Origin of the sequence: Mesorhizobium sp. M2E.F.Ca.ET.209.01.1.1 (assembly GCF_004010375.2) — a bacterium.
Classification (GTDB): Bacteria; Pseudomonadota; Alphaproteobacteria; order Rhizobiales; family Rhizobiaceae; genus Mesorhizobium.
Window position 1 is genome coordinate 62,188 of record NZ_SADP02000020.1, and the last position, 21,085, is coordinate 83,272.

General features: G+C 63.6%; 19 protein-coding genes and 3 pseudogenes. 13 read left to right on the forward strand and 9 right to left on the reverse strand.

Annotated elements, in window-relative coordinates:
* Positions 1-267 precede the first annotated feature (267 nt).
* Positions 268-2,316 carry an elongation factor G gene (locus EN852_RS28115; RefSeq protein ID WP_127878980.1) on the forward strand — a complete coding sequence of 683 codons (2,049 nt, stop codon included), beginning with the start codon at positions 268-270 and terminating at the stop codon, positions 2,314-2,316.
* Positions 2,317-2,992: 676 nt separating this feature from the next.
* A pseudogene (locus EN852_RS28120) lies at positions 2,993-3,490 on the forward strand (isoprenylcysteine carboxylmethyltransferase family protein).
* Between the two features lie 151 nt (positions 3,491-3,641).
* On the opposite strand, the gene EN852_RS28125 reads toward EN852_RS28120, so the two are convergent.
* Both EN852_RS28125 and trxB read right to left on the reverse strand, forming a co-directional pair.
* A complete protein-coding gene (locus EN852_RS28125) occupies positions 3,642-4,538 on the reverse strand; it encodes a LysR family transcriptional regulator (protein ID WP_042646207.1) in 897 nt (298 codons plus the stop codon).
* Between the two features lie 72 nt (positions 4,539-4,610).
* Positions 4,611-5,585, reverse strand: coding sequence for a thioredoxin-disulfide reductase (gene trxB / locus EN852_RS28130; protein ID WP_095817347.1), 975 nt, complete (start codon positions 5,583-5,585; stop codon positions 4,611-4,613).
* A gap of 238 nt (positions 5,586-5,823) precedes the next feature.
* Between trxB and EN852_RS28135 the strand changes: the two genes are divergently transcribed.
* Positions 5,824-6,300, forward strand: a complete 477-nt coding sequence (locus tag EN852_RS28135; protein ID WP_127225967.1) for an Lrp/AsnC family transcriptional regulator — start codon at positions 5,824-5,826, stop codon at positions 6,298-6,300.
* Between the two features lie 66 nt (positions 6,301-6,366).
* Here EN852_RS28135 and EN852_RS28140 read toward each other — a convergent pair whose 3' ends face one another.
* The 5 genes and pseudogenes from EN852_RS28140 to EN852_RS28160 form a co-directional block, all read right to left on the reverse strand.
* Entirely contained in the window at positions 6,367-6,996 is a 630-nt protein-coding gene (locus EN852_RS28140) for an HAD family hydrolase (RefSeq protein ID WP_127864569.1), read from the reverse strand.
* Positions 6,989-7,561 carry an SIS domain-containing protein gene (locus EN852_RS28145; RefSeq protein ID WP_127878978.1) on the reverse strand — a complete coding sequence of 191 codons (573 nt, stop codon included), beginning with the start codon at positions 7,559-7,561 and terminating at the stop codon, positions 6,989-6,991. Before EN852_RS28145 ends, EN852_RS28140 begins: the two co-directional genes overlap by 8 nt.
* A gap of 7 nt (positions 7,562-7,568) precedes the next feature.
* Positions 7,569-9,053: a D-glycero-beta-D-manno-heptose-7-phosphate kinase gene (rfaE1, locus tag EN852_RS28150; RefSeq protein ID WP_127878976.1), complete on the reverse strand. Its 1,485-nt coding sequence runs from the start codon at positions 9,051-9,053 to the stop codon at positions 7,569-7,571.
* Between the two features lie 150 nt (positions 9,054-9,203).
* Positions 9,204-9,835, reverse strand: a pseudogene (locus tag EN852_RS28155) (LysE family translocator).
* A gap of 61 nt (positions 9,836-9,896) precedes the next feature.
* Positions 9,897-10,358: a thioesterase family protein gene (locus tag EN852_RS28160; protein ID WP_210238263.1), complete on the reverse strand. Its 462-nt coding sequence runs from the start codon at positions 10,356-10,358 to the stop codon at positions 9,897-9,899.
* Between the two features lie 162 nt (positions 10,359-10,520).
* On the opposite strand from EN852_RS28160, the gene rfaD reads away from it, so the two are divergent.
* From rfaD to waaC, 3 genes are read left to right on the forward strand one after another with little or no spacing between them, the layout of a single operon-like run.
* The gene (gene rfaD, locus EN852_RS28165; RefSeq protein ID WP_127864566.1) at positions 10,521-11,471 is read left to right on the forward strand and encodes an ADP-glyceromanno-heptose 6-epimerase; all 951 of its coding nucleotides are present in this window, start codon (positions 10,521-10,523) and stop codon (positions 11,469-11,471) included.
* Positions 11,444-12,451 carry a lipopolysaccharide heptosyltransferase II gene (gene waaF, locus EN852_RS28170; RefSeq protein WP_127878974.1) on the forward strand — a complete coding sequence of 336 codons (1,008 nt, stop codon included), beginning with the start codon at positions 11,444-11,446 and terminating at the stop codon, positions 12,449-12,451. Before rfaD ends, waaF begins: the two co-directional genes overlap by 28 nt.
* Positions 12,448-13,428, forward strand: a complete 981-nt coding sequence (gene waaC / locus EN852_RS28175) for a lipopolysaccharide heptosyltransferase I (RefSeq protein WP_127878972.1) — start codon at positions 12,448-12,450, stop codon at positions 13,426-13,428. Before waaF ends, waaC begins: the two co-directional genes overlap by 4 nt.
* A 249-nt stretch (positions 13,429-13,677) precedes the next feature.
* On the opposite strand, the gene greA is transcribed toward waaC, so the two are convergent.
* Together greA and EN852_RS28185 are read right to left on the reverse strand one after the other, a co-directional pair.
* Complete coding sequence (gene greA, locus EN852_RS28180) at positions 13,678-14,151, reverse strand: transcription elongation factor GreA (protein WP_027168132.1); 474 nt, start codon at positions 14,149-14,151, stop codon at positions 13,678-13,680.
* A gap of 261 nt (positions 14,152-14,412) precedes the next feature.
* Positions 14,413-14,958, reverse strand: a complete 546-nt coding sequence (locus EN852_RS28185) for a tetratricopeptide repeat protein (protein ID WP_127878970.1) — start codon at positions 14,956-14,958, stop codon at positions 14,413-14,415.
* A 178-nt stretch (positions 14,959-15,136) separates the two neighbouring features.
* Between EN852_RS28185 and EN852_RS28190 the strand changes: the two genes are divergently transcribed.
* The 7 genes and pseudogenes from EN852_RS28190 to EN852_RS28215 all read left to right on the forward strand — a co-directional run bounded on the left by EN852_RS28190 (position 15,137) and on the right by EN852_RS28215 (position 20,823).
* Positions 15,137-15,562 (forward strand): DUF3775 domain-containing protein, encoded by a 426-nt coding sequence (locus EN852_RS28190; protein WP_127878968.1) that lies wholly within the window; start codon positions 15,137-15,139, stop codon positions 15,560-15,562.
* Positions 15,563-15,676: 114 nt separating this feature from the next.
* On the forward strand, positions 15,677-16,687 hold the full coding sequence (locus EN852_RS28195) for an extensin family protein (RefSeq protein WP_127879071.1): 1,011 nt from the start codon (positions 15,677-15,679) through the stop codon (positions 16,685-16,687).
* Positions 16,688-16,826: 139 nt separating this feature from the next.
* On the forward strand, positions 16,827-17,657 hold the full coding sequence (locus EN852_RS28200) for an extensin family protein (RefSeq protein WP_127878966.1): 831 nt from the start codon (positions 16,827-16,829) through the stop codon (positions 17,655-17,657).
* A gap of 126 nt (positions 17,658-17,783) precedes the next feature.
* Positions 17,784-18,476 (forward strand): annotated as a pseudogene (locus tag EN852_RS28205) (LssY C-terminal domain-containing protein); the annotation flags it as partial.
* 476 nt (positions 18,477-18,952) lie between these two features.
* Positions 18,953-20,263, forward strand: coding sequence for a hemolysin family protein (locus EN852_RS28210; protein WP_127878962.1), 1,311 nt, complete (start codon positions 18,953-18,955; stop codon positions 20,261-20,263).
* A 49-nt stretch (positions 20,264-20,312) separates the two neighbouring features.
* Entirely contained in the window at positions 20,313-20,489 is a 177-nt protein-coding gene (locus EN852_RS41040; RefSeq protein ID WP_189546233.1) for a hypothetical protein, read from the forward strand.
* Between the two features lie 139 nt (positions 20,490-20,628).
* On the forward strand, positions 20,629-20,823 hold the full coding sequence (locus EN852_RS28215; RefSeq protein WP_127878960.1) for a hypothetical protein: 195 nt from the start codon (positions 20,629-20,631) through the stop codon (positions 20,821-20,823).
* The last annotated feature ends 262 nt before the right edge of the window (positions 20,824-21,085 follow it).

Consider the following 21,085-nt stretch of genomic DNA (forward strand, 5'->3'; position numbering starts at 1 on the left):
ACGGCCCAATTGGTAGGTGCCAGCTTGGCTTCTAGCGGCTGACGAACAGGAAATCGTGGCCTGACAAACCCAAGCCGGCGAACATCCTATTTTTCTTGCCCTCCCGGCGAACCCGTGTGACGATGGCCTTGGGAAGGGGTGGATAAACCCCGCTCGCGACGGCCGAACAGGCCGGCCGCCGCTCTGCACAGGGTGCGATCGGACGCAAAAACCGGTTTCCACTTTTGCTGATCGCTCTCTTGGGAAACGCCTGAGTGGAGGTCAGCCATGGGTACTCGCGCCGGAGGACGACGCACGGGACCGAAATGCATCGCCATAGTCGGTCCCTTTGCAAGCGGTAAGACGACACTTCTCGAAGCAATCCTCGCCCGCACGGGCGCCATTCCCCGCCAGTCACCCGTTTCATCGGGCAACACCGTCTCCGATCATTCGCCCGAAGCCCGCGCCCACGCCATGAGCGTCGAGGCGACCTTCGCCACCACCGATTTCATGGGCGAGCAGATCACCTTCGTCGATTGCCCCGGCTCCATCGAATTCGCCTTCGAGGCCGAGCCCGTGCTTGCCGCTTGCGACCTTGCGGTCGTCGTTGCCGAGGCCGACGAGAAAAAGATTCCGGCGCTGCAGCTGATCATGCGCAAGCTCGACGATCTCGCCATTCCCCGCATCTTGTTCCTGAACAAGGTCGACAAGGCGATCGCGGGCGTGCGCGAGACGCTGAAGATGCTGCAGCCGGCGAGTTCGGTACCGCTGCTCTTACGCCAGATTCCGGTGCGCAAGGACGGCATCGTCATCGGCTCGATCGATCTGGCGCTGGAACGCGCCTACATCTATCGCGAGTACGCCGAAAGCCAGGTCGCCGAGATCCCGAACGACGACAAGGCGCGTGAGCTGGAAGCGCGTTTCTCCATGCTGGAGACGCTCGCCGATCACGACGATCATCTGATGGAGCAGTTGCTGGAGGAGATCGAGCCGCCGAAGGACGCGATCTTCGACGATCTCTCGGCTGACCTGCGCGCCGGCGCGGTGACTCCGGTGCTGATCGGCACGGCCGAGAAGGGCAATGGCGTGCTGCGCCTGTTGAAAGCCATTCGCCACGACGCGCCGGACGTCGAGGCGACGAGGAAGCGCCTCGGCGCGCCGGAAGGCCAGACGGTGGTGCAGGTGATGAAGACCATCCACACCGCGCATGGCGGCAAGCTTTCGGTGTCGCGTGTGCTTTCAGGCCAGTTGGCCGACGCGGCCGAGCTTTTCCTTTCCAACGGCGACACGACGAAGGTATCCGGCATCTACAAGATGCTTGGCAAGGACCAGATCAAGCAGACATCCGCCAAGGCGGGCGACACTGTCGCGCTCGGCAAGCTCGATAACGTCAAGACCGGCCAGACGCTGAGTTCGGCCAAGGGCGGCATCCGGCCATTGGTCACGTTTGATCCGCCGCAGCCTGTCTTCGCCTTCGCGCTTCGCCCCAAGGAGCGCAAGGATGAGGTCAAGATGTCGGCCGCGATCCAGCGGCTGGCCGAGGAAGATCCATCGCTCAGCCTGCGCCACAACCAGGACTCTGCCGAAACCGTCCTGTCGGGCCACGGCGAGATGCATCTGCGCGTGGTGCGCGAGCGCCTCGAGGGCAAGAACCAGATTCCGATCGAGGGCCATGCACCGGCGGTGCCTTATAGGGAGACGATCCGCAAAGGTACGCAGCAGCGCGGCCGCCACAAGAAGCAGTCCGGCGGCCACGGCCAGTTCGGTGATGTGGTGATCGAGATCAAGCCGCTGCCGCGCGGCTCCGGCTTCCAGTTCTCCGACACCATCACCGGCGGCGTGGTGCCGAAGACTTATATCCAGTCGGTCGAGACCGGCATCCGTGACTATCTGAAGACCGGCCCGCTCGGCTTCCCGGTCGTCGACGTTGCCGTCAACCTGTCGGACGGCTCCTACCACGCTGTGGACTCCTCCGACATGGCCTTCCAGATGGCGGCGAAGCTGGCGATGAAGGAAGGCATGGCCGCCTGCTCGCCGGTCCTGCTGGAGCCGATCATGAAGGTCGAGATCGTCACGCCTTCCGACGCGACCTCGAAGATCATCGCGCTGATCCCGCAACGGCGCGGCCAGATCCTCGGCTATGACGCGCGGCCGGACTGGCCAGGCTGGGACGTCGTGGAAGCGACCATGCCGCAGGCCGAAATCGGTGACCTGATCATCGAGCTGCGCTCGGCAACCGCCGGCGTTGCCAGCTACAAGGCCGCTTTCGACCATATGGCCGAGCTCACCGGCAGGCTCGCCGACGAGGCGATGAACGCGAATGGCAAGGCCGCCTGAGCAGGTCGGCCTGCCTGACTGTTGAAGATATGAAAACGGCGTCCGGATGATCCGGACGCCGTTTTATTGCGGACCGTTTTCCTGGGAGGCAACGGCTGGTCCGCCGCAAAAAATGGTTCGGACGCGGTAGCTGCCTGAGCCCGGCCATCTCGAGTGATGCCCCCATCTCTCGAACCGACCAACCGCGTCCTATAATCTACTTAAACCATAGACTGCGTCTGCGACATGTTACCCGATGTTACATGTCACTGTTACGTGGCGGATTTGGTCGTGTTTTTGCCGGCTCGAAAGCGTGCGGGCAACAAAAAAGCCGGATCAATAAAGATCCGGCTGAGTTTGATTGGAAGTGCCGATTAGGGCTAACCTCCAGAGGGGAACACTCAAGGGCGCTAATGGGAGGAGAACGCGCCCCGGAGATGTGACTATATATGTGCTCATCATGCCCAAGAAACAAGCATCTATTTTGCAACACACGCATGCAAAAAGACGCAGGCTGTGGTCCAACCTATTCGAGGAAGCCATAGGACCAGAAAAATAGGGCGATTCCGCCGTATTTTCGGATCAGAAGTGACTGCTGAAATGCAAAATGCAGCCAATTTTGCTCTGAACCGCGCAAATCGGCGAAATGATGCCGACTTCGGCAGGCCAAGTTTATTTTTGCGGCAGGGGTCCCCGGATGCGTAGTTTTTCAGCAATCGCCGGCAACGCGCTGTTTCTGGTCGTCGCGCCGGGGGTCGTTGCCGGGCTGGTGCCGTGGCTGCTGACCGACGGCTACCACACGCCACTGTCGGCGGTACCGGGCTTCGTGGCTGCCGGCTCGATCCTGGTGGCCGTGGCGGCCGCGATCCTGCTTCATGCCTTCGCCCGCTTTGCTCTCTAGGGCCTGGGTACGCCCGCTCCCGTGGCGCCGACCGAGAGGCTGGTGGTCGGCGGCATCTACCGCCATGTCCGCAACCCGATGTACGTGGCCGTGCTGGCGATCCTCCTCGGCCAGGCACTGATCTTTTCGAGCTGGACGGTCCTGGTCTACGGCCTCATCGCCGCGGCGGCGATGATCTCCTTCGTCAAGCTCTATGAAGAGCCGACGCTCGCCAGCCGCTATGGCGAAGAATACGAGGCCTACCGCCGCGCCGTGCCCGGCTGGCTGCCTCGGCTGACGCCATGGCGCGGATAAACCGCGCTGAGGGTGCGCCGAGATTCAGGTCAGGCCGAGTCGAAAATGGTGGTTTCCGAGAACCGGAGCGGAGCGTACTTGAAGTACGTGAGCACCTGAAGCGCAGGAAGCCGCCATTTGCAGGCCGGCCTCACCTGAATATCGGCGCACCCTAATAAGACCAGCTGCGCGCCTTGGCGATAACGAAATCGCGAAAAACGTGCAGCTTCGCCTGGTTCTTCATCGCGTCGGGATAGGCGAAATAGGTGTCGAAGGACGGCACCTCGGTCTCCGGCAGCAGCTGCACCAGGTTCGAGTCCTTGTTGATCACATAGTCCGGCAGCATGGCGATGCCCGCGCCGCCCTGCACCGCCCGCTTGATCGACAGGATGTCGTTGATCTGCAGCGTCGGCACCCGCTGCGCGCCCTCGAAATCGCCGACTGTCTCCAGCCAGTTCAGCTCCGACAGATGCGAAGGCACCGGCACGCCGAAGGTGACAATGCGATGGTTCCTGAGCTCCGCGATCGAGGCCGGCCTGCCGAACTTGGCGATATAGGACGGCGCCGCGTAGAGGTGGAAATGCACCGTGAACAGCCGCCGCTGGATAAGATCGGGCTGCTGCGGCTGGCGCAGCCGGATCGCGCAATCGGCCTGGCGCATGGTGAGGTCCAGCTCCTCATTGGCCAGGATCAGCTGCAGGCTGATCTCGGGATAGAGCTCGATGAATTCCTGCACGCGCTCGGTCAGCCAGCCGGCGCCCAGCCCCACCGTGGTCGTCACCCGGAGCACACCCGACGGGCGGTCCTTGGTCTCGGTCAGGCGCGTCTTGATGGTTTCCAGCTTCATCAGGACGTCATGCGCCGTGCGGAACAGCATCTCGCCCTGCTCGGTCAGCACCAGACCACGCGCGTGACGGTGGAAGAGTGCTACGCCGACATCATGCTCCAGCGCGCTGACCTGCCGCGAAATGGCCGATTGCGACAGATGCAGCGTCTCGGCGGCATGGGTGAACGACCCAGCCTCCGCCGCTGCGTGAAATACGCGTAGCTTGTCCCAGTCCAGCGCCATGATTCCCCTCGCGTTGCCTTTGGCGTCTGAATGAAAAATCAGGTTTTTAAACGGCTTTTTTCGGCCGATTTGTCACTCCGCCGCTTCGCGGTGGACCTCGATGCCCGCCAGATACTTTTCCGCCTCGAGCGCCGCCATGCAGCCAAGCCCCGCGGCCGTCACTGCCTGGCGGTAGACATCGTCGGTCACATCGCCGGCGGCGAACACGCCGGGCACGTCGGTGCGGGTCGAATCCGGCGCCGTCCACAGATAGCCGTTCGGCTTCTGCTTCAGCTTGCCGACGAACAGCTCGACCGCCGGCGCGTGGCCGATCGCAACGAACACGCCGTCGACCGGCAGTTTCGATTCCTGACCGGTCACGACATTGCGCAGCGTCAGGCCTTCGACGGAAGGCGGCAAGGGTGCCTTGCCTGGACGTCCGGTGATCTCGTCCACCACCGTGTCCCAGATGACACGGACATTGTCCTTCGCAAGCAACCGCTCGCGCAGGATGCGCTCGGCGCGGAAATCGCTGCGCCGATGGATGACGGTGACGCTTTTGGCGAGGTTCGACAGATAGAGCGCTTCCTCGACCGCGGAATTGCCGCCGCCGATCACAGCGACGTCCTTGCCGCGGTAGAAGAAGCCGTCGCAGGTGGCACAGGCCGAAACGCCGAAGCCCATGAAGGTCTGCTCCGACGGGATGCCCAGCCACTTGGCCTGCGCGCCGGTGGCGATGATCAGCGCATCGGCCGTGTAGACCGTGCCGGAATCGCCGGTGGCGCGGAACGGTCGCACATTGAGGTCGACCTCGGTGATGATGTCGTTGATGATGTCGGTGCCGACATGCTCAGCCTGCTTCAGCATCTGCTCCATCAGCCAGGGGCCCTGGATCGGATCGGCGAAGCCCGGATAGTTCTCGACATCGGTTGTGATCATCAATTGGCCGCCTTGCTGCAGGCCGGCGACCAGCATCGGCTTCAGCATGGCGCGGGCGGCATAGACCGCCGCCGTATAGCCGGCCGGGCCGGAACCGATGATGAGAACGGGTGCGTGCTTGATGTTCATGAAAAAAGTCCCCTGCGGCTCAAAGGCCGTGGTTTGTCGCGGTTAATGTAAGGGTTGCCAATCACGGCAGCAAGACGAACGGGCCGTCGTCCCCGGAAAGCTGCGATCCACAGGGTATTCGCGAAAATCGCGACTTTTGTTACGCCCGAAAAATCGCTTCGCAGAGGGGCTGGCGCGGACACAAAAGTCGTTTAATTACAAATTTGCGAAAGATTCTTGCGCAAGAGCCGAGACAGCCATGCCGCTCAAAGCCGACCTCGACGCCATCGACTGGAAGATCCTGCGCGAGCTGCAGAGCGACGGCCGCATGACCAATGTCGAATTGTCGAGCCGGGTCGGCATCTCGGCGCCGCCCTGCCTGCGCCGCGTCAGGCGGCTGGAGGAGGCCGGCATCATCCGCGGCTACCGCGCGCTCCTCAACGCGCCGGCGCTCGGCATGGATGTCGTCGCCTTCTGCCTGATCGGCCTGCATCACCAGGCCGATGCCGAGCTGAAAACCTTCGCCGAGCGCACCCGCGGCTGGCCGATCGTGCGCGACGCCTGGATGGTCTCCGGCGAATCCGACTTCCTGCTGCATTGCGTGGCAAGCGACCTCGGCACCTTCCAGACCTTCGTCATCGAGCAACTGGCTTCGGCCCCGAATGTCGACACTGTGCGCACCGCGCTGACCATCCGCCGGGTCAAGGATGAAGGGCTGGTGGCGTTCCCGACTTAATGTCCGGCTTCAGAAGAACCCGCCTAAAAACAGCGGTTTGTCGCCCGGTTTTGAATCACGCTGCGATCAAAGCGACCGTATCGCAGTGAGCAGTCCACCAAGGTCCGCCGCGTCGCGCAACGGCAACACCGAAAGCCCGCCCATCGTCGAACCCTTGCCCTCGACAAGCCAGCCGCGCTCGAGGCCGGCACGCTGACCGGCTTCCATATCGGCGGGCTTGTCGCCGACGATCAGCGAGCGCTTGAGGTCGAGGCCAAGCCGCCGGCCCGCCTCCAGCAGCATGCCCGGATTGGGCTTGCGCATCGGATGGTCGGCAACCGCCAGCGCGCCCGTGCCTTTCTCGTGGTAGCCGCAGGCAAGCACCATGTCGACCAAGGCATTCTTTTCGCCCAGCAGATCGACCACCCGCTCGTTGACCCTGGCGAACGCGTCCCAGCCGAAATAGCCGCGCGCGATGCCGGACTGGTTGGTGACGACAACGACCGGAATGCCGCGCTGGTTCGCGGCCGCGATGACGGGCGCGATGCCGTCGCGCAGCGCCATCTGCGCCGGATCATCGGGATAGCCGGTGTCGAGATTGATCGTGCCGTCGCGATCGAGGAACAGCGCCGGCCGGCCGGCTGGAAAGCTCCGGTCACCAACCCGCTCGACCCAAAGGCCCGGCTCGACCAGCGGAAAGCCTTCGCTCTCAGCCATTGCTGAGACGCGCTTCGACCGCCTCGCACAGATGGTGATAGAGGCACAGATGCCCCTGCTGGATGATCGGCGTCGAGGTCGACGGCACATTGAGCAGGATGTCGGTCAGCGGCCGGAGTTTGCCGCCGGTCTCGCCTGTCAGGCTGATCACCGTCATACCCATCGCCCGCGCCTGCTCGGCGGCGGCAAGGATGCTCGGCGAATTGCCGCTGGTCGAGATGGCAAGCAGCACGGCGCCTTCCGATCCATGCGCCTCGACCTGGCGCGAAAACACGGTATCGAAGCCGTAGTCGTTGCCCCAGGCGGTCAGCACCGCGGCGTTGGCCGGCAGCGCGATGACGTTGTAGGCCTTGCGTTCCTTCAGGAAGCGGCCAACCAGCTCGCCGGCGATATGGATGGCATCGCTCGCCGAGCCGCCATTGCCGCAGATCAAGAGCGCCTTGCCTTGTGACAGCGCGGTCACGACCGTGGTCACCGCGCGTTCCATCTCACCGGTCAGGTCGCGCTCGACCATCGCCGAGATCGCGGCCGCGGAGCGGACCAGATAGTCGTTCAAATCGGACATGAGACCCTCAGTTTGCGGCACGCAGCTTGCCGATCGTGTTCGTCGTGCTCTTGCCGGCGACGAGATCGACCAGCACCACGCGCCCGCCCGCCTTCTGCACCACATCGGCGCCGACCACGGTCTCGATCGTGTAGTCCGCGCCCTTGACCAGGATGTCCGGCAGGAGCGCCTCGATCAGCTTGAGCGGCGTATCCTCCTCGAAGACGACGACGGCGTCGACCGATGCAAGTGCTGCCAGCACGCAGGCGCGGTCATGCTGGTTGTTGACCGGACGCCCCGGCCCTTTCAGCCGGCGCACCGAGTCGTCGCTGTTGAGGCCGAGCACCAGCCGGTCGCACTGGCTGCGCGCGGCATGCAGCAGGCTGACATGGCCGGCATGCAGGATATCGAAACAGCCATTGGTGAAGCCGACTGTAAGCCCCTCTTCCTTCCAGGCGGCGACCATCCTGGCCGCGGCGTTGGCGTCAAGAATGGCATCGGTGTGAGCCGTCGGCCCATGCGAGCGGAACAGCGCGCCGGACAGTTCCTCGACATTCAATCGTGCGGTGCCGCGTTTTCCCACCACGACGCCGCCGGCCGCATTGGCGATGACGGCGGCATGCACGCGGTCGGCGCCGGCGGCGAGCGACAGCGCGAAGCTCGCAATGACCGTGTCGCCCGCGCCGGAAACGTCGAACACTTCGCGCGCCTGGGTGGAAATGTGGCGGGCGTCCTCGGCCGAAACCACGCTCATGCCCTTTTCGCTGCGCGTGGCGACGATGAACTCGAAGTCATGTTCGGCGATCAGGTCGCGCGCCGCGGCTACGATCTCGTCGTCGCCGAACACTTTGCGCCCGACCGCCTCGCCGAGTTCCTTGCGGTTCGGCGTCACTGCCGTGGCGCCGGCATAGCGCGCGTAATCGCGTCCCTTCGGATCGACCAGCACCGGCTTGCCGGCGTCGCGGCAGATCGCGATCAGCTCGCCGGCGACGCCGTCGAGCAGGATGCCCTTGCCGTAGTCGGAAAGGATGACGATGTCGGCGCGGCCAAGCGTCGCCTGGAAATGATCGATGAGCTTCGCCCGCTCGGCGGAGGTGAGCGGCTTGATCTCTTCCTCGTCAAACCGCAGCACCTGCTGGTTGAGCGCGCTGAAACGGCTTTTTGACGAGGTCATGCGGTCCGACCGCTGCACAAGCCCGTCCGTGTCGACGCCGATCTCGCCCAGTATGCGCATCAGACTGTTGCCCGCCTGGTCGGCGCCGATCACCGAAACGGGTATGGCGGCGGCACCCAACGAAACGATGTTGGAAACGACATTGCCGGCGCCGCCCATGTTCAGCGTCTCGCCCCGTCCATGCAGCACGGGGATCGGGGCTTCCGGCGAGATGCGCTCGATCACGCCGCTGACGAAACGGTCGAGGATGAAATCGCCCACGACCAGCACGGTGACGTCGCCGAACCGGGCGATGGTGCGATGCAAAGGTTCCGGAGAAGGCGGATTGTGCTTGATCATCTCGCTCGACACATGCCTGAAGAAGGCCGGACTTGATTAGGTTTCAGCGCCGGAATTGTGGCGCAGGCTGCTTAAAGCGATGCCGATATACCGCAATTTGGGCGAGCGCAACGGCAGGCTCGGCGGCCCCAGCCGGAGCCTGCTTGGCAATCAGCTTCTCTGAAGGGCCACATGGACGCCGAGGCCGACCAGCACGGCGCCGCCCGCGCGCTGCATCAGCCGCTGCGCCCGGCCCGAGCGCCGCAACCGTGCAATGAGAACGCCTGCTAGGAAAACGCAGACGATGTCGGCCGAGGAGAACATCAGATTGACGATGGTTCCCAGGATGACGAACTGCAGCCAGACCGGAAACGCAGCCGAGACATCGATGAATTGCGGCAGGAACGCCATGAAGAAGATCGCTGTCTTGGGATTGAGCACTTCGACAGCGATGCTTTCGAAAAAGGCGCGTCGGGCCGATTTCCGCTCGATGGCGGGCAGAGCCGTATTGCCGTCCGTCCGTTTGCGGAACATGGAGACGCCGAGCCAGATCAGATAAAGCGCGCCGCCGAGCTTGACCGCCAGATAGAGCGGCGGCACCGCATGGAACAGGACGGACAGGCCGGCGGCGGCCGCGAAGACATGCACATAGCCGCCGAGATGGATGCCGAGAGCCGCCGTCAGCCCCGACCAGCGACCCGCGCCATGGTCTGGGCGGCGGCGTAAAGCATGGCGGGGCCGGGGATGTAAGCGAAGATCGCCGTGGTGGCGAAAAACGCGATGAGCAGTTCCATCGACGGCATCTTGGTCCCTCACGCTACGCCAGAGATGGCGGAGGCTGACTGAAGCGGAAGCTTTGCGGCCTCACTGTGGCGAGGAACCGGTCTGGCCTGATTTGGCCAGGACGCGCGCCATGAACTTGTCATGGTCGATCACTGCGCGCTCGTGGAACCCTTCCCCGATCAGTCCGCCTTCGTCGCTGCACGACACCTTGAATCGCAGCTTCCTTCCCTCCACGGCGACAAGCTCGACATCGGCGGTGACAGTCATGCCGATGGGCGTGGCGGCGACATGGCTGACGTCGACATGGGTGCCGACCGTTCTCTCGTGGCTGCCAAGGAACGGACGCAATGCCTCGATGCACGCCCATTCGATGAAGCCGACCATGAAGGCGGTGGCGAAAACCGGCGGCATGTCGCCAAAACCCGAGAAGGCTGGAGTCATGGCGGGCACCGTCAGGGTGTCGTCCACACGCAGGGTTTGAAGATGGCGAAGGCCAGGCTTTAAATCGGACGTCATGGTTGCACCACGGGCAAGGACCGGCACCCTGGCCCCTCGCCGCGGTGCTCGCAGGCAGCTTATCCCGAAGGCCCCTCCGACGATCCATCCCTACATTCGTCGTAGCCGCGGCCGGCGAGCTTTATCGACAGTCCAGCCCACCTCCCCTATAAGGGCCGGAATCGGCAACGGAGCAAGGCTGAAGAAAGAATGATCATCGTCACGGGCGGCGCCGGCATGATCGGCTCCAACATCGTCGCCGCTCTCAATGCCGAGGGCCATGACGACATCGTCGTCGTCGACGATCTCACCGACGGCCACAAGATCGCCAACCTGGCCGACCTTCGCATCGCCGACTATCTCGACAAGGACGATTTTCTCGCCCAGCTCGAGAATGGCTCGCTCGGCCGCATCGAGGCCGTCTTCCATCAGGGCGCCTGCTCGACCACCACCGAGTGGAACGGCAAGTTCATGATGGAGGTGAACTACGCCTATTCGAAGCGCCTCCTGCATGCCTGCCTGAAGCTGCGCGTGCCCTTTCTCTATGCCTCATCGGCTTCGGTTTACGGGGGCGGCAGCGAGTTTCGCGAGGAGCCCGACTTCGAGCGTCCGCTCAACGTCTATGCCTATTCGAAGAAGCTGTTCGACGACTACGTCCGCCGCAACGTCTTCGACACCGACCATTCGCAGGTGGCGGGCCTGCGCTATTTCAACGTCTACGGGCCGCGCGAGGCGCATAAGGGCGCCATGGCCTCGGTCGCCTTCCATCTGTTCAACCAGGTCGAGCGCGGCGAAAACCCGAAACTCTTCGGCGCTTATGGCGACTTCGGCCCGGGCGAGCAGAGCCGCGACTTCATTCATGTCGGCGACGTCGCCGACGTCAATCTCTGGCTTTGGAAACGCGGCTTGAGCGGCATCTTCAACTGCGGCACCGGTCGCGCGCAGCCGTTCCGCGCTATTGCCGAAACGGTGATCGACACACTTGGCAAGGGCGAGATCGAGTTCATCCCCTTCCCCGACCATCTCAAGGGGAGCTACCAGAGTTTCACGCAGGCTGATATGTCCCGCTTGCGCGCGGCCGGCTACAATGGCCAATTCCGCACAGTCGAAACCGGCGTCAGGGACTATGTCGAATGGCTGAAGGCCCAACGATCCTCGTGATCGGCCCACGCTGGGTGGGCGACATGGTCATGGCGCAGTGCCTGTTTGCGGCGCTGAAGGAAAAACATCCGCATGCCGCGATCGACGTGCTGGCGCCGGCCTGGGCCGCGCCTTTGGTCAGGCGTATGCCCGAGATCCGCAGCCAGATCGACTTTCCGCTGATGCCGGGCGCGCTCGAATTCCGCAGCCGCAGACGCTTCGGCCGCCTGCTGCGCGGCCGCTACGACATGGCTTATGTGCTGCCGGGAAGCTGGAAGTCGGCGTTGATCCCGTTCTTTGCCCGCATCCCGCTTCGTGTCGGCAATCTGCGCGAGATGCGCTACGGCCTGCTGACCGACATCGTGCCGCTGCCCGAAGCGCTGAAGCGGCGCACGGCGCGCGCTTATTTTGGCCTAGCGCGCGGCGGCACGTTTCGCGCGCCGAAGCTTATCGTCGACAAGGCCAACCAGGCCGATTTGCTGGCTCGGTTCGGGCTGACAGGAAAGAAATTCGTGGCGCTCATGCCCGGCGCCGAATTCGGCCCGGCAAAACGCTGGCCGAGCGACCACTATGCCGGGCTGGCGCGGGACATGATGGCGAAGGGTTTGGGCGTCGTGCTGCTCGGCTCGAAGAATGATGCCAGCGTGACCGGCGAGATAGCGGCGCTCGCGCCCGGCGTTATCGACCTTGCCGGCAAGACGCGGCTCGAGGACGCCATCGACCTGATCGCCGCGGCGAAGCTTGCGGTCTCGAACGACAGCGGGCTGATGCATGTCGCGGCCGCCGTCGGCACGCCGATCGTCGCCGTCTACGGTTCGACCTCGCCGGAAAACACGCCGCCGCTCAGCGAGCACTCCGAGCTGATCTGGCTGCATCTGTCCTGCTCGCCCTGCCACAAGAAGGTCTGCCCGCTCGGGCACCTCAACTGCCTGAAGACGCTCGACGTCGCGCGCGTCTCCGCCGCGGCCGACCGCCTGCTCAAGGTTCCGGCCGCCGCATGAAAGTGCTGATCGTCAAGACATCGTCGATGGGCGATGTCATCCACACGTTTCCGGCCGTCGAGGACGCGATCCACAATCGCCCCGATATCAGCTTCGACTGGTGCGTGGAGGAGCCGTTTGCCGGGATCGTGGCACTGCATCCGGCGATTGGAATGATCCACAAGGTGGCGGTCCGGCGCTGGCGCAAGACGCTTTTCGACGGCGGAACATGGCGCGAGATGGCCGGCTTGCGCAGAGCGTTGCGCGCCTCTCACTACGATCTCGTCATCGACGCCCAGGGCTTGTTGAAGTCGGCCCTGGTCGCCATGCAGGCCGGCGCGCCGATTGCCGGCTTCGATCGCGCGAGCGCCCGTGAGCCTTCGGCGACGCTGTTCTATCAGCGCAAATTCGCCGTGCCGCGCGACCTGCACGCCATCGAACGCACCAGGCGGCTGTTCGGACTGACGCTGGGCTATCAGCCTGACCTGTCGACGCTCGAGTCAGGCATCGTGCCGCCGGTGGGCGCGCTGCCCGGCGTTGAAGGCAAAACCGCCTTCCTGCTGCACGGCACCAGTCGCGATGACAAGAAATGGCCGGCCGAGGATTGGATCGAAACCGCGCGCGGACTGGCCGACCGACACTTCACGCCGGTGGTCACCTGGTCGAATGAGGCTGAAAAATCCGTCGCAGAAGCCATTGCCGGAGCCGTGCCAAGGACGGTGCTGGTTGCGAAATCGCCGCTCGCGGATGTCGCCGCGATCCTCGGCCACTCGGCGCTGGTCATCGGCGCCGACACCGGCCTGACGCATCTCGCCAGCGCCTTCGGCCTGCCGACGGTCGCCATCTTCCTGGCGACGGAACCCGGTCTCACCGGCCCGCGCGGGAAGTTTGCATCGACCTTGCTTGCGCCAACCGGCGGCAAGGTGACGCCGGTTGAGGTCGTGGCGGAGGCGGAACGGCTGATGCAGCGGCAGGCACTCGATCAGGCGGCCGGTTGACGCTGGTTGCTCAACAAGCGGGCGTCGGCGCCGCCCCTCATTGCCCTGCCGGGCATTTCTCCCCGTGAACGGGGAGAAAGCGGCTGGCCGCGATGCCGGCGCCTATCTGCAAACGTCGAAAATTAGCGAAATCATCACCGACAGGTGCCTTCTCCCCGTTTACGGGGAGAAGATGGCGGCAGCCAGATGAGGGGCAGCGCCGGCGTTTGGAAATTGAAATCAAGGCTGAAGGCCCGGCTTTCAATACCTTTAAATAAACTGCACCTGGACGATCTCATACCCCCGAGCGCCGCCCGGAGCGTTGACCTCGATCGCGTCGCCGACTTCCTTGCCGATCAGCGCTCGCGCGATCGGCGAGGAGATCGAGATGCGGCCGGACTTCACGTCCGCTTCCTGGTCTCCGACGATCTGGTAGGTCTTCTTTTCCTCAGTGTCCTCGTCGACGAGCACGACGGTCGCGCCGAACTTCACCTTGTCGCCGGAAAGCTTGGAGACGTCGATAACCTCGGCGCGCGCGATCAGATCCTCGAGCTCGTTGATGCGGCCTTCATTGTGGCTCTGCGACTCCTTGGCCGCGTGATATTCGGCATTTTCGGACAGGTCGCCATGCGAACGCGCTTCGGAGATCGCCTCGATGATACGAGGCCGCTCCTCTTGCTGGCGCCAACGCAGTTCTTCCTTCAATGACGCGAACCCCTCGCCTGTCATCGGGACCTTGATCATATGCCTGACCTTTCCTGCCGCCACCCCCGATTTCGGGAGCGGCCTTGTCAATGGGTACAAAAAGAAAACGGTCCGGCAGCCTCGGGCTAACGGAGCCGTTTCACCACAATTTCCCCGAATATAGCGATCTTTGCGCGGTTTTCACGCCCAAAAATGAAGTTCGGCAAATTGATCACCGCTTTCGCGAGCCCCTTGCCGGCTGCGGACAACAAAAAACCGGCTGCGACGGCTCGCAGCCGGTTGAACAGTGTCGGAGCCGTATCAGCTCCGCAGGAAATGATCGATCTGTTCGGACAGCATGCCGTATTCGCGCGAGCCCGTGCCGGTCCGCTTTTCGATTTCCTTGAGCTGTTCCTGAGCACCGGCGAGATCGCCGATCTGCAGATGCGCTTCGCCGAGATATTCGCGCACCAGCGTGTAGTTCGGGTCGATGCGCAGCGCTTCCTCGTAATAGCCGAGGCCGACCGTGACGCGGCCGGAATGGCGATGCGAATAGCCGAGATAGTTGAGGATGCGCGGATCCTGCTTGTTGGCGGCGAGCGTCAGCACGGAGATCGCCTCGTCATAACGCCCCGCCATCGCCAGATCATGGCCGGCCTCGTAGATGCTGTCGTCATCCAGCATGCCGTATTGCGGCTTTACGCATTTGTTCTTCTTCTTGTCCCAGACCTCGCCCTTCTTGCAGGTGGTGGTCGTCTGGCCGCCACTGCCGCCACTACCGCCGCTCTCACCTGCTGTGAACGCCGGCGCCACGAACAGCGGCAGCGCCGCAATGGCCAGGACCTGAACAAGTAAACGTCTGCGCATCGAAGCCTCCTTGAGGGTGACAATGGCAGATTAACGCCACCTCATTGCGGTTTCATCCCGAAATGCGGGCGGATGCCGAACTATTTTCAGCGGCCGGAAAGAAGCATTTACCTCCGGACGTGACGCGCGCTGCAAATCCGCTATCATCGGGGCCAAGCGCATCACGTGGAGAAGGACCGTGCAGCAGCGCCTCGAGAAAGAATGGGAGCTTTCCATCGACCCGGACACGGTGCGCCTGTTCATCCTCAAGGCCAAGGCGCTGAGCGCTGCCGTCAACGAGGATTATGACGACGGCGCCGAGCACGAGGTCGAGTTCGACGGCGACGCGCATGCCAGCCACCACCATGACGGCCTTGTCGAGGAAGCCTCGGAAGACCTCACCGAGGAGGAATTCCGCGAGCTGATCAACGATCTCAACATCGACGAAGCGGCTGAACTGATCGCGCTCGCCTGGGTCGGACGCGGCGACTATGACGCATCCGAATGGGCGGACGCGGTGGCAGCCGCCAGGGAGCGCCCCAGGAAGCAGACGGCCAAATATCTGCTCGGCCTGCCGATGTTGGCCGACTGGCTGGAGGAAGGCCTTGAAGCCATAGGCGCGTAACGTGCCGGTAACCGATTGTGATCGGCAAGGCACCCGGCGCAGGCAACTTCGCGACACGATTGCCGTTTCCGGGCGATGGCAACGCTGAGCCTTTCACGACTTTGCAGACTGGCGCTGCCTGTGGCGGCCACGATCCTGCTGGTTACGCCGGCCTTGGCCGCCAAGCATCACCATCGGCATAAAAGGCACCTGCCGCCGGTCAGCCAGAGCGCCGCTCCGGCACCGGAAACGCCCCCGGCGACACCGGTTCCAGGGTCGCGTCCTCAGGACATGGAGAACGGTACTGAGAAGTCGGGGCAAGGCAAAAGCCGCCTTGACAGCAATGACGATTTCCTCAACCAGGAGAAGTCGCATCCGAAATGGGACGCCCGCCCGCCGCGCTCCAAGGGCGCTCAGTCCGCGCCACGGACGCAATCCGAGCCTGAGACGCCGGATGTCGTGCCGACACCACCGGAGAAGCCCGCCGAACTGGAGCCGGAGCCGCCGGAAACCGCGCCGCAACCGCCGGAAAAGCCGGCTGATGCGGGCGAGGAAAAGATGCTTCCCGATCCCCGCTCGGCCGATATGCCGGCCGACAAGATGCCGGCGGAGGAAACCGCGTGCCGCGAGCGGCTGAAGGCGCTGGGCGTCGAATTCGAGGAGCACAAGGCCGAGCACGATCCCGAAATCGGCTGCTCTATCCCCTATCCGATAATTCTGAAGACGCTCGGCAAATCCATCAGCGTAAGCCCCGGCACTGAGCTCAACTGCCCGATGGCCGAGGCAGCGGCGCGCTTCATGGCCGATGTCGTCCAGCCCACGGCAAAGGCCGAACTCGGCGCCGATTTGAAGTCGGTCAACCAGGCCTCGGCCTTTGTCTGCCGCCCGCGCAACGGCACCCGCAAACTGTCGGAACACGCCTTCGGCAATGCGCTCGACATCGCCAGCTTCACCATGTCGGACGGGAGCAAGATCGAGGTCGGTCCAGTGCCTCCGGAGAAGGATGTGAAATTCCTCGACGCGGTGCGCAAGGCTGCCTGCGGACCGTTCAAGACGGTGCTTGGGCCGGGCGCCGACCCCGACCACGCGCTGCATTTCCATCTCGATCTTGAACCGCGCCGGCACGGGGGCACCTTCTGCCAGTAAGAACGATCTCGAAAGTTTTCGGGCCACGCCCCGACAAGAACAACGCCGCATTTCCGCCTCATGCATCAATGCCGGCGCTGATCTTTCCTTTACTCTTGCCCACTAAACTTGTGCCATTCGGGGACAAGGACGCCTTTCGATGGCTCGAAGACTTGGCGCTATGCTGGTGGCGGCGCGATGGAACAAGCGTGCGCGCGTCGCGGCCGTTGGGTTGGTCGCAGGCGCCGCCATCGCGACGATATCGGCCTGCACGACCGGTAATGTCTTTGCGCTGCAGCCGGCCGTCGATGTCGGCAGCCAGACGGCGGCCGTGCCGCAGCCCGATGCGCCGCAATATTCCGGCATGCAGCGTCTCGTGCCGTCCGATCCCTACATGACCCAGGCCGCCTATCCACGCATGGACGAGCCCATGTCGCCGCTCGAGCAGATGCCGGCCAGCGAGATCGACTGCCGCAACGAGCTGAAGCGGATGGGCGTCGTCTATCAGGACGTCCAGCCGATCCATGAGGGACAGTGCGGCATCGATTTCCCGGTAAAGGTCTCGGCGATCGGCAGCGTCGCGATGAAGCCGGCGGCGACGCTGACCTGCAACATGGCCGCGACCTTCGCTGCCTGGACCAAGAACGAGCTGCAGCCGGCAGCCCGCTGGCGCTATTTCTCCGGCGTCAAGGCGATCCACCAGGGCTCCAGCTATTCCTGCCGCAATATCGCCGGCGAAGGCGTGTTGTCCGAGCACGGCAAGGGCAACGCGCTCGACGTCATGAGCATCGAGCTCAACAATGGCGACGACATCGACGTCCGCAAGCCCGGCCTGTTCGCCTTCCGCACCCGCGGCTTCCTCAACAATGTGCGCGCCGACGGCTGCGAATATTTCACCACGGTGCTCGGCCCGGGCTACAACTACGACCATCGCAACCATTTCCATTTCGACATCAAGAACCGCAAGAGCGGCTACCGCGCCTGCCGCTGATTTGGGCTATCGCAACACAACCCGCTTCGTTATCCATATCGACAAAGTATCGTCTCCACAGGCCTCTGCCCAAAAACGGCCGACACAGAGTAAAATGGTCGCGCGTGGATTTTGGAGCGGTTTGTCGTGGGTAAGCGAAGCCTGAGGCGACGGGCGGCGATCTGGCTTGCAGCGGTTTGCGCCTCCTATCTGGCGCTCGCCTATGTCGCCGCGCCGGAATTCTGGACCTGGCGGGAGCGCGGCTTCCGCACCCGCCCCTTCGAGATGGTGACGCATACGCCGCAGGGCATTCCCGGCGACCCGATCAATGTCGGCCTTGTCGGCACCGAGAAGGAGGTGGTCCACGCCTTCGCGGTCGCGGGCTGGGATACGGCTGATGCCGTCACCCTCAGAACCGCGATCGATATCGGTGAAAGTGTCCTGTTTTCCCGCCCCTACCCCGATGCGCCGATGAGCCGCCTGCTGTTGGAAGGCCGCGCCCAGGACCTTGCCTTCGAAAAACCGGTCGGCGACAGCGCCGACCGGCGCCATCATGTCCGCTTCTGGCTGACGGACGCGGTCGGCGACGACGGCCGCCCGCTCTGGCTGGGCGCCGCGAGCTTCGACCGCGGCGTCGGCCTCAGCCATGATACCGGCGCCGTCACCCACCATATCGGCCCCGACATCGACGCCGAGCGCGACTTCCTGATCGGCGACCTGAAGGCCGCCGGCCTGCTCACATCCACCAGCGAGATACCGGGGATCGGCGCAACGAAGTCTGGGCGCAATGGCGGTGGCGATCCCTATTTCACCGACGGCATGGCCGTGATCGGCGTGTTGAGCACAAAAAGCAGTGACGATGCCTGGGAAGGTCATGCCAACGCGATGACGACGCCATGCGTCATCCGGTCGGCGGCTTCAGGCTGTCCCTTATGGCTTTCGCTTCCCGGACCAGCGACGACCAGTTCGATCCGAGCAGCGAGATCAGTTCCAGCGCCTGCGCCTCGGTAATACCGGTCTCCTCCAGAAGCTTCTGGACAAGGCTGCGTTTCGGTTCGAGCGCCAATGGGCAATCCCCCATAAGCCCTTCTAACTATATCATTTGATATTGGTTCCTCCCTATCTCGTTGATTTTCAACGATCCGTTTTTGAGATTTCGCGGGAGTGTCCTGCTCGGATGCCAAACTCGCCACGGCTGCTGACGCGTCTGCCGAACGACCGCCCGGAAGCCGGTGTGTCGCGCGCCAAAGCTGTCATCTGCCAAAAATACCGGCGGGCTATTTTCGAATGCGCTGCAGCAATGCTATTGACCGCCCATGCTTTATGTTGAAATCGCCGTCGTGGCCGTCCTCATCTTGGTGAACGGCCTCTTGTCGATGTCGGAGCTTGCCATCGTCTCATCGCGGCCCGCCCGCCTCAAGGCGATGATCGACCGCAACGTCAAGGGCGCCGGCCGCGCGCTGGCGCTGGGCTCGAATCCCGGCAAGTTCCTGTCCTCGGTGCAGATCGGCATCACCCTGGTCGGCGTACTCTCGGGCGCATTCTCGGGCGCGACGCTCGGCGAAAGGCTGGCGCAATATCTGGCGTCGACCGGCATCCGCGAAAACATCGCCGACCCCGTCGGCGTCGGCATCGTCGTCGCTTTGATCACCTATGCCTCGCTGATCGTCGGCGAGTTGGTGCCGAAGCAGATCGCGCTGCGCGATCCCGAGCGCGTCGCGGTCCGCGCCGCGCCGGCGATGACCATCCTTGCGACCGTCTCGGCGCCGCTCGTCTTCTTGCTCGATCTCTCCGGCCGCGCCATTCTGTGGCTGCTCGGCCAGGCCGACGAGGCGGAAGAGAAGGTCACCGACGAAGAGATCAAGATGCTGGTCGCCGAGGCCGAGCATCACGGCACAATCGAATCCGACGAGCGCCGCATGATCGCCGGCGTCATGCGCCTCGGCGACCGCGCCGTGCGCGCCGTGATGACGCCGCGCACGGAGGTCGACTGGCTCAACCTGCAGTCCGACGAGACGGTGACCCGAAAGCTCTTGATGGAAACGCAGCACTCGCGATTGCCGGTCGGCGACGGCAATGTCGACGCCATGGTCGGCGTCATCCAGACGCGCGACGTGCTGGCCGCCCTTCTTGCCGGCAGGGTTCTGGATCCGCGCCAGCACGTGCGCGCCGCACCCATCGTGCATGATCAGGCCGACGCGCTCGACGTGCTCCAGAAGCTCAGGGAATCGGACGTGCCGATGGCGCTGGTCCATGACGAGTACGGCCATTTCGAAGGCATCGTCACGCCGGCCGACATCCTGGAAGCGATCACCGGCGTGTTCCGCTCCGACCTCGAGGCCGGCGAAGAGGAAAATGCCGTCAAGCGCGATGACGGCTCATGGTTGCTCGCCGGCTACATGCAGGCCGACGAGATGGCCGAGGTGCTGGGCATCGACCTGCCGGAGAACCGCGACTACGAGACCGTGGCCGGCTATGTGCTGTCGCATCTCCACCATCTGCCGACGACCGGCGAGTGCGTCGACGCGCAAGGCTGGCGTTTCGAGGTGGTCGACCTTGACGGCCGCCGCATCGACAAGCTGATCGCCACCCGCCTGCCCGACGGACATCGGCCCGTGGCGCGCTGAGCGGAACTTTGATCGCCTGCTTGCAGTTTCAGGTCATGGGGAGAGATCCATGGCCGAAGACAAGCAAGAACGCGACGCGCGACTGAAGGCGGAGAAGGAGTTCCGGGTCCGGTTTCTCGTGCAGGAAACCGGCATCACCGAGGCCCAGGCCCGCGACCTTGTCGACATGATCGGCATCGACGCCGGTTCGCTGCTTCGCGAGGCGCGGCTGCTGAAGAAGAGATAGGTGGAATTCCACCCTGCGCAATTGACTCGTAACGGTCACATTTCGAGCGTAACCTTCATTCGTCGTCCGTACCGGATAGAGGCAAGCGGACGCTTGAAAGCGGCTATCATGCTTTCGCCCCTGTCAAGGGAGGGCAAGCATGTCAGCATGCGGTGTGGCGGATTCCGCCGAGCTCGACATTCTCACGAAAGCCTTGAACGACTACTGCGCGAGGCACCACATCGCCGACAAGGACGATCGCGAACGGATCGCGATCAGGGTCATGACGCTTTTCAGCCGTGGCGTTTCCGACCTTGTCCAGTTGTCGGTGGAGCTTGAACGCGGTTCCGTTTGATCTGTCTCGGCGCGGGCGCGGACCATCGATTGCCAACGGCAGCCGCCAAAGGCAAAGCTAACCACCTGTTGCCCCGGGCGGCCAAGCCGCGGGGGCAAGGTCCGGTCCGCAAATCCTGTGTCACCATGATAAGGGGCCGGACCGCCCGGGTTCCGCCCGCTCCCCTCTCACCGGTGGCGGTCACATCCCCATAATCAAGTCAAAGCTTATATATTTATACTGCTTATATTCGGCGATGCTAATGTTGCTTTAAAGTAACGGC